General features: G+C 34.2%; 13 protein-coding genes. 4 read left to right on the top strand and 9 right to left on the bottom strand.

Features of this window, described 5'->3' with window-relative positions; genetic code table 11:
- The first annotated feature begins 5 nt into the window (after nucleotides 1-5).
- The 4 genes from ACM9HF_RS01195 (at nucleotide 6) to yfaE (ending at nucleotide 4,916) form a co-directional block, all read left to right on the top strand.
- Nucleotides 6-662, top strand: coding sequence for an HAD-IA family hydrolase (locus tag ACM9HF_RS01195; RefSeq protein ID WP_473613760.1), 657 nt, complete (start codon nucleotides 6-8; stop codon nucleotides 660-662).
- Nucleotides 663-1,049: 387 nt separating this feature from the next.
- On the top strand, nucleotides 1,050-3,323 hold the full coding sequence (nrdA, locus tag ACM9HF_RS01190) for a class 1a ribonucleoside-diphosphate reductase subunit alpha (RefSeq protein WP_473613758.1): 2,274 nt from the start codon (nucleotides 1,050-1,052) through the stop codon (nucleotides 3,321-3,323).
- 109 nt (nucleotides 3,324-3,432) lie between these two features.
- Nucleotides 3,433-4,563: a class Ia ribonucleoside-diphosphate reductase subunit beta gene (gene nrdB / locus ACM9HF_RS01185; RefSeq protein WP_473613756.1), complete on the top strand. Its 1,131-nt coding sequence runs from the start codon at nucleotides 3,433-3,435 to the stop codon at nucleotides 4,561-4,563.
- A 53-nt stretch (nucleotides 4,564-4,616) separates the two neighbouring features.
- A complete protein-coding gene (yfaE, locus tag ACM9HF_RS01180) occupies nucleotides 4,617-4,916 on the top strand; it encodes a class I ribonucleotide reductase maintenance protein YfaE (RefSeq protein WP_473613754.1) in 300 nt (99 codons plus the stop codon).
- A 58-nt stretch (nucleotides 4,917-4,974) separates the two neighbouring features.
- Here the strand turns inward: yfaE and ACM9HF_RS01175 are convergent, their stop codons facing one another.
- The 9 genes from ACM9HF_RS01175 to ACM9HF_RS01135 form a co-directional block, all read right to left on the bottom strand.
- Nucleotides 4,975-5,355, bottom strand: a complete 381-nt coding sequence (locus ACM9HF_RS01175; RefSeq protein WP_473613751.1) for an Hpt domain-containing protein — start codon at nucleotides 5,353-5,355, stop codon at nucleotides 4,975-4,977.
- Nucleotides 5,356-5,442: 87 nt separating this feature from the next.
- Nucleotides 5,443-7,164, bottom strand: a complete 1,722-nt coding sequence (locus ACM9HF_RS01170) for a SpoIIE family protein phosphatase (RefSeq protein ID WP_473613748.1) — start codon at nucleotides 7,162-7,164, stop codon at nucleotides 5,443-5,445.
- A 2-nt stretch (nucleotides 7,165-7,166) separates the two neighbouring features.
- Entirely contained in the window at nucleotides 7,167-7,475 is a 309-nt protein-coding gene (locus ACM9HF_RS01165) for an STAS domain-containing protein (protein ID WP_473613746.1), read from the bottom strand.
- A 28-nt stretch (nucleotides 7,476-7,503) separates the two neighbouring features.
- On the bottom strand, nucleotides 7,504-8,697 hold the full coding sequence (locus tag ACM9HF_RS01160; protein ID WP_473613745.1) for a methyl-accepting chemotaxis protein: 1,194 nt from the start codon (nucleotides 8,695-8,697) through the stop codon (nucleotides 7,504-7,506).
- On the bottom strand, nucleotides 8,687-9,751 hold the full coding sequence (locus tag ACM9HF_RS01155; protein WP_473613742.1) for a protein-glutamate methylesterase/protein-glutamine glutaminase: 1,065 nt from the start codon (nucleotides 9,749-9,751) through the stop codon (nucleotides 8,687-8,689). Before ACM9HF_RS01155 ends, ACM9HF_RS01160 begins: the two co-directional genes overlap by 11 nt.
- 21 nt (nucleotides 9,752-9,772) lie before the next feature.
- Entirely contained in the window at nucleotides 9,773-10,435 is a 663-nt protein-coding gene (cheD, locus tag ACM9HF_RS01150) for a chemoreceptor glutamine deamidase CheD (RefSeq protein WP_473613739.1), read from the bottom strand.
- Between the two features lie 24 nt (nucleotides 10,436-10,459).
- Nucleotides 10,460-11,299, bottom strand: a complete 840-nt coding sequence (locus ACM9HF_RS01145; protein WP_473613736.1) for a CheR family methyltransferase — start codon at nucleotides 11,297-11,299, stop codon at nucleotides 10,460-10,462.
- Nucleotides 11,300-11,308: 9 nt separating this feature from the next.
- Nucleotides 11,309-13,963 (bottom strand): methyl-accepting chemotaxis protein, encoded by a 2,655-nt coding sequence (locus tag ACM9HF_RS01140; protein WP_473613734.1) that lies wholly within the window; start codon nucleotides 13,961-13,963, stop codon nucleotides 11,309-11,311.
- 40 nt (nucleotides 13,964-14,003) lie between these two features.
- Entirely contained in the window at nucleotides 14,004-14,492 is a 489-nt protein-coding gene (locus ACM9HF_RS01135; RefSeq protein WP_473613732.1) for a chemotaxis protein CheW, read from the bottom strand.
- Nucleotides 14,493-14,497 lie beyond the last annotated feature (5 nt).

Raw genomic sequence — 14,497 nt, 5'->3', positions numbered from 1 at the left:
AAAGAATGAATAAGCATACTGCAGTATTATTCGATTTAGATGGTACTTTATTAGATACCGCAAATGATCTAGGCGAAGCATTAAATTATGTATTAAAAAATAAAGGTCTTGAGCCTGTCGACAGAGAAAAGTACAGACCAATTGCCTCTGACGGTGCGAAGGGTTTATTAGAGTTAGGGTTTGGAGAACGACTTTCGGAATTTAATTTTAATGCGCTGCGCATTGAATTTTTAAATTACTATGAACAAAATATTGCTGTTCATACTAAGTTATACCCTAATATAGAAAAATTATTATTCTCATTGAATGAAATGAATATTCCTTGGGGAATTGTAACGAACAAACCTGAATACTTATCTAAAATTTTAGTGCCCAAATTTCCGCAATTCGATCAATGTAAAACATTAATAGCTGGAGATACCCTGCCTCAGCGTAAACCACACCCTGCTCCTATTTTATTTGCATGCGAACAAATGAATAGCGATCCCAAAAAATGCATATATGTTGGCGATGCCCTTAGAGATATTGAGGCTGGCAATAGCGCAAACATGTACACAATAATAGCGCAATGGGGATATATTTTAGATATTAATGAATGTGAACAGTGGCAAGCTGACGCTATGACTTTAAACCCACTAGACATAATGGCGACGATAAAATAAACAAGTGTTCAATTTGTAATTTATTTGATGAAAATTCAAACATTAACGACTAAAAAACAAACGTACATTTTATGTACACCTGTTATTTATTTAAAATAAATAACAGAAAATAATTAACCTAAAAAAAGCATTGCGTTTCTCATAAATCAAAAATAAAACGCCTTACTAAGTTAGTTGTTACTAACTGAATTTTTATAGTAGAGCATGACCTTAAATACATTAAATTTTAACACTTGCAATAGCCCTAAAACCTCACTATCTTGTGATCAGTTTTTATAAAACCCCAACATGTAGTGTATTTATTATCCACAAGCACTAGGTGGGGTTTAATTATTATAAATGTTCACATACGAACAAGCAGAACTATAAATTAATTACAGGTCTTTCATGAATAACAACCTTTTTGTTACTAAGCGTAACGGCAAAAAAGAACCCATTGATTTAGAAAAAATCCATCAAGTTATTGATTGGGCCGCGGAGGGATTAAATAATGTTTCCGTATCTCAAGTTGAATTAAAATCACATATACAATTTTATGATGGAATTAAAACAGCAGATATTCATGAAACCATTATTAAATCAGCCGCTGATTTAATATCAGAAGAAACACCTGACTATCAGTTTTTGTCTGCTCGTTTAGCTATTTTTCATCTACGAAAAAAAGCATACGGTAAATTCGAACCGCCTAAGTTATATGAACATGTAATTTCTTTAGTTGCATCTGGTAAATATGACCAACACTTAATAACGGATTACACGCAAGATGAATTTGAAGCAATGGAGCAGTTTTTAGACCATCGCCGAGACTTAAATTTTAGCTACGCGGCTGTAAAACAGTTAGAAGGTAAATACCTTGTTCAAAACCGTGTAAGTGGTGAAATTTACGAAAGTGCCCAGTTCTTATACATACTTGTTGCTGCGTGTTTATTTGCAAAATATCCAAAAGAAACACGTTTAAAATATGTTGAAGGTTTTTACAACGCTATATCTACCTTTAAAATTTCTTTACCTACGCCCATTATGGCAGGTGTAAGAACTCCTACTCGTCAATTCTCTTCTTGTGTACTTATTGAGTGTGGCGATAGTTTAGATTCGATTAATGCGGCATCTAGCTCAATTGTGAAATACGTTTCACAACGTGCAGGTATTGGTATTAATGCAGGTCGTATTAGAGCTTTAGGTAGCTCAATTAGAAATGGTGAAGCGTTTCACACCGGTTGTATTCCATTTTTCAAACACTTTCAAACAGCCGTTAAAAGTTGTTCTCAAGGTGGTGTTCGCGGCGGCGCTGCTACCTTATTCTACCCATTGTGGCACTTAGAAGTTGAAAGTTTACTGGTTTTAAAAAATAACCGTGGTGTTGAAGAAAACCGTGTTCGTCATTTAGATTACGGTGTTCAGTTTAATAAAGTAATGTATCAACGCTTAATTAAAGGTGAGTCTATTACCTTATTTAGTCCAAGCGATGTACCCGGTTTATATGATGCGTTTTTTGAAGATCAAGACGAGTTTGAAGCCTTATATACAAAATATGAAGCTGATCCATCCATTCGTAAAAAATGTATAAAAGCGATTGAGTTATTTACCTTGTTTGCACAAGAGCGTGCAAGTACAGGTCGTATCTATTTGCAAAACGTAGATCACTGTAATACGCATAGTCCATTTGATCCAAAACAAGCACCTATTAGGCAAAGTAACCTGTGTTTAGAAATAGCACTACCAACCAAGCCAATGAACGACATTAATGATCCTAATGGTGAAATTGCTTTATGTACACTTTCAGCCTTTAACTTAGGTGCTATTGAAAGCTTAGATGAGCTTGACCATTTAGCTGACTTAGCTGTTCGTGCTCTAGATAGTTTACTAGATTATCAAGACTACCCAATGCCGGCTGCTAAAAATGCGACGGTTGGTAGACGTACATTAGGTATTGGTGTTATTAACTACGCTTATTATTTAGCTAAAAATGGCTTGTATTATTCGAATGGAAGTGCAAATAACCTCACTCATAAAACATTTGAAGCAATACAGTATTATTTATTAAAAGCCAGTAACAACCTAGCTAAAGAAATGGGTGCTTGTCCTAAATTCAATGAAACTCGATTATCAAAAGGTATCTTACCTATAGATACTTACAAAAAAGAGATTGATAAAATTGTTAGCGAACCACTCCACTTAGACTGGGATAGTTTACGTGCTGATATTATGGAATTTGGTGTAAGAAACTCTACAGTTTCGGCATTAATGCCTTCAGAAACATCATCACAAATATCTAATGCAACCAATGGTATCGAACCACCTCGTGGTCTTATAAGTGTTAAAGCAAGTAAAGATGGCATATTAAAACAAGTTGTACCTGATTACGCTAATTTAAAAGATAACTATGAATTACTTTGGAATATTCCAAGTAACCAAGGTTATTTAGAGCTAGTCGGTATTATGCAGAAATTTATCGATCAAACCATCTCAGCTAATACTAACTATGATCCGTCACGTTTTGAAGGTAGAAAAGTACCTATTAAACAAGTGTTGAAAGACATATTAACGGCTTATAAGTTAGGTATAAAAACAATGTATTATCACAATACTAGAGATGGTGCTGACGACAGTCAGGTAGAAGTTGAAGACGATGACTGTGCCGGCGGCGCCTGTAAAATCTAAATACTGTAAGTATTCATTTAATCAAACATTGTAATTAATATAATAATAACAATCTGTATTAGTAAAATATTTATATCAAACTTATGTTTGATATTTTCAGGGAAAATAAATGACGTATACAACGTTTAATCAGTCGGCTAATAATGCTTTATTAGAGCCTATGTTTTTCGGACAAAGTGTTAATGTAAGCCGTTACGATCAACAGAAGTTTGTAAATTTCGAACGATTAATAGAAAAACAATTATCATTTTTTTGGCGACCTGAAGAAGTAGATGTTTCTAAAGATCGTTCAGATTGGCAGAGTCTTACGGATTCAGAAAAACACATTTTTATTTCAAATCTCAAGTACCAAACATTACTTGATAGCATGGCTGCTCGTTCAGTTAATGCAGTATTACTTCCTTTAGTATCATTGCCTGAACTTGAAACCTGGGTTGAAACATGGGCGTTTAGTGAAACCATTCACTCTCGTTCTTATACCCATATTTTAAGAAATTTATTCTCAGACCCTAGCGAAGTATTCGATGATATTGTCGTCAACCCCGCTATTTTAAAAAGAGCAGCAAGTATAGCTAAATACTTTGATGACGTAATACTAACAACTCAATTACTACAATCTCAAGGAGAAGGTAGTTACGAAGTTAATGGTGAAACCATTGAAGTATCAATGCGTAAATTAAAGGAACGCTTATACCTTGCTATATGTTCTGTTAACGCCTTAGAAGCTATTCGTTTTTATGTAAGTTTTGCTTGTTCTTTTGCCTTTGCAGAGCGTGAGCTGTTAGAAGGTAACGCTAAAATTATTAAGTTAATTGCTCGTGATGAGGCTTTACATTTAACAGGCACACAAACCATTCTCAATTTATGGAGTAATGGGCAAGATGATCCTGAAATGCAAGAAATCTGTAAAACATTGAAAGATCAAGGTCGTCAAGTTTTCTTAGATGTTGTTGATCAAGAAAAAGAGTGGGCAGAGTACCTTTTTAAAGATGGTTCAATGATTGGTGTAAATGCTGAAATTTTAAAACAATATATTGAATATATCAGTAATCAAAGAATGACAGCTATAGGCTTAGATGCGCCTTTTGATATAAAAACAAACCCGCTTCCATGGATAAACGCCTATTTATCAAGCGATAATGTTCAAGTAGCGCCACAAGAAACTGAAATATCTAGCTACCTTGTGGGACAAGTGGATTCGTCTGTATCTTCTGATGATTTCGACGACTTCGATTTATAATTTTATTAATATTGAACAAAGCATTAGCATGCTGATTTATAGGTGTTTACAAAATGAAAGATGCTAATGCTAGTCCTCCTTCGACCTCAGCAGATAACCCTATAAAAATTTCAATTGAAGGCACAACTGTTCTCTATAAAGATTCAGAAAAAACACTGCTAGAATTTTTAGAGGGTGAACACTATGAAATACATTATCATTGTAGAGATGGGTATTGTGGTGCTTGTCGTATAACCTTAAACTGTGGCGAGATAAATTACTTTAAAGGTGAGCCTTTAGCCTACGTTGGACAAAACGAAATTCTGCCATGTTGTTGTAAACCCAAAAGTGATATTGATATCACTTTAATTTAAAGCAATTAACTTACACCGGCAGTGGTAAATTCGACTTAATAACTTCAAATTTTACTCATCAGCTTTTATTTAATAATACTAGCTCTATTCCCTCCATTACTTTAGTAAACTCCGGTTTTAAAGCGTCTAATAGCCCCTGATAGTCACTATCTCTTCTCTCATTAATCGCAATATCTAATAACTTTACTTGTTCAAATAACGTCATAGCCCCAATAGAACAAGCCACTCCTTTTAAAGTATGCACTAAACGTTTACAGTTATCAGGATCATCCCCTAATATCGCTTTTTGAATATTGTCATCGTCTTGAGCATGATCTTCATAAAACATGAGTATAATTTCTTTATATATCTCATCATCACCTAACACATTACCTACACCAATTTCATAATCAATACCGGGCAATTGCATTTTACACCTATCTATATCGCGATTATTCAATCCTTATCCCCTTAATACATAAAGTGTTTTATAAAACCTGTTTTTCCATTCATTGAAAAATAGATAATTTAAAAAATGAAGAATCATCTAAGCAGTCCAAGCATAAGACGCCTCAACTATACTTCCATTATTTTTATAAACTAAAGATTCACATAATTGCTCTAGCATCATGATACCTCGCCCATAAAGTCGCGTATTTATTTCTTGATCTCTATTTTGCTTATTAATATCAAAACCTTTTCCACTATCACTGATATAAATTTTAATTCGCCCTCCGTCATCAATAGGGTAATAACTTAATTTTATATCAACAAATCCCGTATTTAATTTAGCCAAGCGAGTTTCACGTTCATTAAAATATAACACGAACCCTTCCGCAGTACTTTTCAAATCAGATCCTAGCTCCAAAACACCATGGTCTAATGCATTAATAAAAAGCTCTGTTAATATAGTGTATAGATTTTGCCAATGATCAGAGTCACCTTCTATTTCGGTTATCTGATTTAATGCCATAGGAATGGGATTTATTTTAGCTAATCTTGAACCTGATAATTTAAGTTGCCATCTCCAAGCACACGATAAACCACCATCATGATAAACAACTTTTTTATTTTCATTTTTTATTACAGTGGATTCTTCGCTATCTTTAGATGATAACCAACCACTACAAGGTATATCTATTAATGATATATCATCTTCTTGAGGCATATTTTGACAGAAAATCATCATATCTTTTAATACCGTAGCACTCACATTCTTAGCAATAATACCTTTTTTTAATGATCGCTCAAAACGCTCAAATTCAAACATTTTTCCTTGGTCGTTTCTGGCTTCAACAATACCATCGCTAATTAATTCTATTCTGTCAGTATAGTCTACAGATAACACAGTTAAATGAGTTTCAACAATAAGTTGTGGTAAAACCCCCAAAGGAGGATGAGAAGATGCAATTTTGTGTTTTATATCGCCTTTATTTGACATGATATAAACATCAGGTAAACCAGCATTAAAAATATAAGCTGACTTATCATGCTCAGAAATACTCACAAAAGCAGCGCCTAAAAATAAATCAGGGGGTAATAAAGCATATAACTGTTTATTAATTTGAGTAATAATGTCAAATAACGCAAAGCCTTTACGAGTCATGGTTCTAAAGGTTTCAGCTAAAGGAATCGCACCAATAGAAGACCTAAGTCCATGGCCAGTAAAGTCTCCTAACATTACATTTAGGTTGCCATTTGGAGATAAGGCGGTTAATTGAATATCGCCACTAAATAGCGCAGCAGCTTGTTTTACTATACCAATTTTATCTAATGCGAAATTCCTCGCTTCTATAACGCCAGACATTAATCGTTCAGCTAATTCAGCATCTTTTTGTTGCTCTTGTTGCAATGATTTAACCTGACCGTATAAATCACTAATACGTTGAAGTGATTTAATTTTAGATTTAAATACTTTTGGAGAAAAAGGCCTAACTAAAATACCATCACCACCAGCATCTACACTATCAATATAAGCTTCCTCTGTATCATTACTGGTAATAAAAATTAAGGGACATAGGCTATTTTGGGAGAGGCTTTTTATTTTTCGAGTGGCTGAATACCCATTCATAATAGGCATATTTATATCCATCAAGACAAGATCTGGTTGATATTTTATATATTTTTCAATCCCTTCAGCACCATTATGCGCCATGATCACACGATACTTTTCTTCTTCTAAAAGAATACTTAGCATCTTGCACTGCACTTTAGAGTCATCAACAACCAGCGCTAATTTCCCATATTGATTACTTAAGGGTTTATTCATTTTTAGCTCTCTATTTTCATTAATTTATGAAATTGAGCTATTTCTAATATTTTATTTACGGTTTCACTAGGTTTTCTAATAATAACGCTGCCAGAATTACTTTCTGCATGGTCTTTCAATAATAAGATCATACCTAATGCAGAACTGTCCATATAAGAAGTTAAAGAAAGATCTAATATGTATTCAGTATTATTTGACTCTACATCAATATAAGAATCTCTAAATATCTGGTGCAAGGAAAAATCAAAACGTTCTGATATTCCAATAATAAGTTGATTCTTTTCTCGTAAAACTTGAACTTTAATCCCCATTATAACTTCCTCATAGATTCAAAATTTATCAAAATAAATCAACTTCACCTTCATCCATAGATGATTGTGATACTGAGCGATTTTCATTTACTTTATTCGTTTTATCGAAAGCGTCTTTACATTTTAATAGAATATCTTGGAGCGTATTAGAAGCACGTTCATCCTCTATGTTAATCGTTAAGAGCATATTACTTAGCAAAGCTAACGTGTCTAAATTACATTTAACTGATGTCAGTGTTTGATTAGTTAAGTCTTCAAATTGCAGCGATCTGACTCCTAGCGCTACGGTGTTATCTATTTGAGGCGTTAATGAAGCTAAGCTATTAATGATATCACCACTGTCCCTGTTAACTTTCGCAACATGAACAACCATATTACTCACATACTCTTTTGATTCTAAAGTTGATGTCATATCAGCTGACGCCATAGTTTCAACAGCTTCCCTTAGGTTTTTAATCATGTGTTGTGCTGTAAAAATTTCTTTTCGAATATCATTATTTAAATCTGTGGAGTTAACAGATAAAGCACGTACTTCGGATGCTACCACAGCAAAACCTCTTCCTGCTTCGCCAGCTCTTGCAGCTTCAATTGCCGCATTTAGCGCTAATAAATTAGTTTGGCTTGCAAGATTTTCTACTTCTGCCAATAAGCCAAAAATTCCATCTAATTGTTTAGACATATCATTAGTAAAAGACATTGCCTGTAAGCTCTGTTTACTCGTTGTTATAATAACGCCAACAAATTCTTCTAATGTTTTACTTGAATCATGAACAAACTCTTCAAGGGTTGTACCTTTTTCATCTCCTATGTTCATATGATTATTAATCACTTTATTCATCATTTCGTGCTGCTCACCACTTAAACTTTGTAAAGACTTAAAGCTTTGTGATAAACCTTCTGCAGCTTCTCTCACGAGTATGTTGGTTCTATCGAGTTCGGTATCTATAACAGACACTTGTTGCCCTACTAAAGAACTCAATTGTTCAAGTGTTGATTTTAAAAGTTTATTATTGTTGTCATGTGTATTACTAACGCTACTAACAGACTTGTCATTAATTATAGTCGTTTTTTTAGTGATAAATATTAAATAACCAAAAATCCCAACTAAAGAAACATTGAGTACTAAATCGATATTATTAAAGTCAATAAAAAGTACATTAACTAATTGATAAGCAGAAATAGCCCCTCCAATAAAAATAGGATATATAAGTTTATTTTTCACTTTTAATCACCTTCATTTCAGTTTTATCTAATGACGCGTAGGTCAATAATTCAGGAGCTATGCTTAACAAGTCAGTTTGTTTTCTATGAGCATTTAATTTGAAAGCAGCCCCAGGCATTCCCCAAATAAGACTACTTTCTTCGCTTTGAATAATAGTCATTGCTCTGTTATTTTTAAGCGCTAATAACCCCTTGGCTCCGTCTTGTCCCATGCCCGTCAATAAAATAGCTTGAGTATTGTCTGCTATTGGGAGTAAAGAATTAAAGAGAACATCAACCGATGGTTTATGTCTGTTAACTTCTTCTGAGTCTTCTAATATACAAAAAAGCGCTCCTCCTTTACTTTCAACTTTAAGGTGTTGATCTCCTGGAGCAATATAAACATTACCTTCTTTTATTTTTTGTCCATGCTTAGCTTCTTGTACTTTCATACAACAGTATTTATCCATTCGAATAGCAAAATGGGCACTAAAAACTTTAGGTATATGAAGTGTAATAACAATTGGAGGGCTATTTTCAGGTAAACCTAATAACACATGTTTAATCGCCTCAGTACCTCCAGTAGAAGCTCCAATAGCCACTAAGTGATTCTTTCTTTTACAGCCTAAAAAAGCGTTAGCATGAGATACAGCCTTTGCTGTAACTTTATGTTCAATATTTGCTGCAAATTTAATTTTATCTACAAGCGTTTCTTTAAAGTTTTCTTTTAAAGATAATAGTTCTTTAAAACTAGGCTTAGCTATAAAATCAATTGCACCTAACTCAAGTGCCTTTAACGTAACCTCTGCTCCTTGGGTTGTTAAGGTCGATAGCATTAATACTGGCATAGGCCTTAAGCGCATTAAGTTACCTAAAAATGTAATACCGTCCATTTTTGGCATTTCAACATCTAAGGTAAGTACGTCTGGATTTAGCTTTTTAATTAAATCTCGAGCAACATAAGGATCTTTTGCTTCGCCTATTACTTCTATCTCAGGTTCATCTCGAAGTACCTCTTTTACAATACTGCGAATTACTGAAGAATCGTCAACAATAAGTACTTTTATTTTATCCAAACTTTTTCCCTTGTAATTGAATTAAAATAACTCTACATCACCAGAAACATCACTTTGATTGAGACTACTACTATATTCTGTTTCACGATTTACAATGGTATCGTTGTTTAAGTTGTCTATCGGTTTAACAAAAGCACGTCCTGTATCAGGAAAAAACATCACTTTACGTGGATGAAAGTCTCCTAAATCTGAGCTTTCAATTACAATATTTTCTGTTGCTAAGTACGACAAAACAAACTCTATATTTCGCTCTCCCACATCAGACATACCCTTTAAAACTTTACCTCCACCAAATACTTTTGCTCGTAAATTAAATCGTCGTCCTCCATTTTTTAAAATAAGATTAATTAAATGTTCCATAGCAAAGTTACCATAACGCGTAGCATCTGATGTTAATCCTCTTTTTCCCCAATCAACTTCATGAGCTTCTTTTGATGTTAAAGGAAGCATAAAATGATTCATTCCCCCGATACCTGAACGATTATCCCAAATACATGCTGATACACACGAGCCTAACGTAGTAGCAATTCCTACTTGCTCTCGTGTTATGTAAAATTCTCCAGGTAAGATTTTGGCTACAACAATTTCTCTATCTTTATCCCAATAGTGATTAATATGCCTAAACTCAGGTAAGCAGCGCTTTTTACACTCATCTACTTGAGTATTTGTTCTATATATATTCATAACGCAACATTCCTGCAAAATACCCTAGTCCAACTTTCTAAAAATAGTACGACCAACACTTTTAAAATATTCTTGAAAAGCCCCTAAGTTCTCGCTGTGACCCAGTATTAATAATCCATTGGATGCCAATAATTGATGATACCTTTCAAATAATTGCCTTTGAGTTTTTTTGTCAAAATAGATAATGACATTTCGACAAAAAATAACATCAAATGGCCCTTTCATTGGCCAACCATTCATCAAGTTGAGTTCTTTAAATGTAATAAGCTGCTGTAATTCAGGCGTTACCCTTACTTTAGAACTATTAATACCGGTACCTCGAGAAAAGTACTTTCTTTTTAAATTATCGGGGATATCTTCAATGCGTTTAGCGTCATATATCCCCTGCTTTCCAGTGTTAAGTACATTGCTGTCTATATCTGTAGCTAAAATCTTTACATCCCAAGTATTGAGTAAGGTTTTGAAAGATTCTTTAACCGTTATAGCAATACTGTAAGGTTCTTCTCCTGTTGAGCTGGCACTACACCAAATTCTTAAACGCTTGCTTTTTTGCTTCATTAATCGTGGAAATTCATGACCTCTTAAATACTCAAAATGATGTTCTTCACGAAAAAAACTGGTTAAATTGGTTGTTAATGCATTAATAAAATAGCTTTGCTCTTCATCAGAGTTAGTTTTAAGTAACTGACAGTAATCTGAAAATGACTCAAGATGCCTATCTCTTATAATACGAGTGAATCGTCGATAAACCATTTCTCGCTTACTACTGTTAAGCACAATGCCTGATTTGTCATAAATATAACGACAAACAAAGTCAAAATCGGCGTCACTCAGTTTTTGCCGATTATCTCTAGAGTCTGCCATAATAGATACCTAAAACTCTTCCCACTCTTGATCTGACGGCGTACTTACACGAGGTGTATTTACTCTGCTATTTGAAACTGTTCTATCTCTGCTCGGTCTTTGAGCATGGCTACTTCTATTGGGTTGTAACTTAACGACTTGATGTCTATTTGTTTCTGGCTGATTGTTATTACTGGTATTAAAGAAGGCAACCTGATCAAGTAACGATTGTGATTGTTCTTCCATCGATTTACTTGAAGCTGCTGCTTCTTCAACAAGAGCAGCATTTTGTTGAGTCATTTCATCCATTTGACTCACTGCAGCACTTACTTCTCCAATACCTGCAGATTGTTCTTTACCTGCACTATCAATATCGCTGATCATTTTACTTACATCTTCAATTGCACTCACAAGTTCAGAAAATGTTTGTCCCGTTTCATCAACTAGCTTAGTGCCTTGCCCTACTGCTTCTACACTATCGTTGATAAGTCCTTTAATTTCTTTTGCTGCTCCCGCAGAACGTTGTGCTAAATTTCTAACTTCAGCTGCTACTACTGCAAAACCTCGTCCTTGTTCACCCGCTCTTGCGGCTTCTACCGCTGCATTTAATGCAAGTAAGTTTGTTTGGAATGCAATTTCATCAATAACACTAATAATATCGGCAATTTTTTTACTCGATTTATTAATATCGCTCATGGCTGTAATAGCACTTTTCACCACTTCTCCGCCATTACTTGCTTTAACCATAACGGATGAAGATAACTTACTAGCTTCTGTGGCATTTTCTGCATTTTGTTGAACTGTACTGGTTAGTTCTTCCATCGCAGAGGCTGTTTCTTCAAGACTTGAAGCTTGAGACTCTGTTCTATGGCTAAGTTCGTTATTCCCTTCTGCTATTTCTCTCGCTGAATCGAATACATTAGTTGATGCTTTACGTATTTCATCAACCATGGAGTTAAGTACATCAAGTACCTCGTTAATTGCATTACCGATAATACTGAACTCACCGACTAATTCTGTTTCTATGCCTTGCGATAAGTCGCCTTTAGACATAGTAATTAGAGTTTCTTTTATTTGTGCAATAGCACGTTTTCTAGCGGTTATATCCGTAGCATATTTAACAACTTTGAACGGTTTACCATTGAGATCTAAAATAGGATTATAAGAAGCTTGTATCCATATTTCTTTACCACCTTTACCAATACGCTTGTATTCGTTACTGTCGTAATCGCCTCGATTTAAGCCTTCCCAGAAAGCTCTATATTCATGGCTTACCTTATAATCTGGCTCAACAAATAAGCTGTGATGCTGACCTTTTATTTCATCGAGTGAATAACCAAGAGCATTTAAAAAGTTATCATTTGCTGTAATAATAGTACCGTCCATATTAAATTCGATAACCGCTTGTGATTTACCTATAGCACTGATTTGACCTGAGAAATCAGCATTATTTAATTTTTGTTCGGTTACGTCTGATGCGTACTTAACTACTTTAAAAGGTTTGCCATTTAAATCTAGAATAGGATTATAAGAAGCTTGTATCCAAACTTCTTTACCACCTTTCGCTATTCGCTTGTATTCATTACTGTCATATTCACCACGATTTAGGCTTTCCCAAAAAGCTTTATATTCGTGGCTTACTTTATAGTCTGCTTCTACAAACATACTATGGTGCTGTCCTTGAACTTCTTCTAGGGTATAGCCAACTGTGTTTAAAAAATTCTCATTTGCCGTAATTATAGTGCCGTCCATATTAAATTCGATTACCGCTTGAGATTTTCCTATCGCACTAATTTGACCTGAATAATCGGCATTACGTAACTTCTGCTCGGTAATATCCGTCGCGTATTTTACAACTTTAATAGGTGTGCCATCTAAATCTAAAATAGGGTTATAAGAGGCTTGTATCCAAATTTCTTTTCCTCCTTTACCTAATCGCTTGTATTCATTGCTGTCATATTCACCTTTATTTAGGTTTTCCCAAAAAGTCTTATATTCCTGACTTTCTTTGTAATCAGGCTCAACAAACATACTATGATGTTGGCCTTGAACTTCTTCTAGTGTATAACCCACAGCATTCAAAAAATTATCATTTGCTGTAACAATAGTACCGTCCATATTAAATTCAATCACCGCTTGAGATTTACCTATGGCTTCCATTTTAGCTACCATTTCTCGATATTCAGCTTCTTTAACTTGTTCGGTTGATGTTTTTTTAACTTGATTCATTTTATTTATATTCCCTTTCATTTGAGCGTTGTCGTTTACAATAGGTGTATCTATAAACGTATTAACAAGAACATTACTTAAAAATTGTTTATTAGCAGAACCCCATGCTTTTTTTAATGTGGCGGTAAAGTTAGCACCTTGGTGTTCTTCCAACGCTCCTAAAAAAGCATTCTCGATACTATCTAAATGAGCTTCATCCAATGGATTATTCGCGCGCTTAACGTTCAGCTTATCAATAGTTGCTTGTAATTTTTCAGGTTCATCAAGTAGCTTTATTGATGCATCAAGCGTTGTGATTAATTTGTTACTATGTTCTGTAGTACAATTGACTAAACTAGTCTTTAAAAAAGGGCTAATTTCAAATAGGTTTTTATAATAATATTCAATAACCTCCGTAACTGAAGGTTTAAGTTTTTGCCAACTCCCTTGTACTAACTCTATTTGTTTTGGGGTCATAATTACTCCCGTAAACCCAAGTTCTAGTTTAAGTATTGTTTTAAATTTCTGCTTCTAATGAAGGTTCACTTTGATTAAAACTATACAATTCGTCTTGGTTTAATAACGTTTGTGTTTCTAACAAAATGATAAGTTTATCTTCGACTGAGGCTAACCCTCTTAAAAAGCAACTATCTATTTGATTACCAAATTCAGGTGCTTTACGAATAGAGTTTTTATTAAATTTATAAACTTCTGATACTGAATCAACAACAATTCCTACTACCATAGGTTTTTGTGTTTTTTGAGTACGTAAAATAATAGTGACCGTTTGCTCGTTGTATTCTAATGGCGCTAAACCAAAGCGCTGTCTCAGATCTACAATAGGTATAATAACGCCACGCAAATTTATAACGCCTTTAATATAATCAGGTTTATTTGGTAGCTCTGTGACCGAACTCCATACTCTAATTTCTTGCACACATAATATATCTACGCCAAATTCTTCACCATTTAATACAAAAGTTAGATATTCTTGTTCATGTTCCATGGTAT

It is taken from the genome of Colwellia sp. RE-S-Sl-9 (assembly GCF_048296855.1).
Classification (GTDB): domain Bacteria; phylum Pseudomonadota; class Gammaproteobacteria; order Enterobacterales; family Alteromonadaceae; genus Pseudocolwellia.
This window is presented reverse-complemented; position numbering and strand designations above follow the sequence as displayed.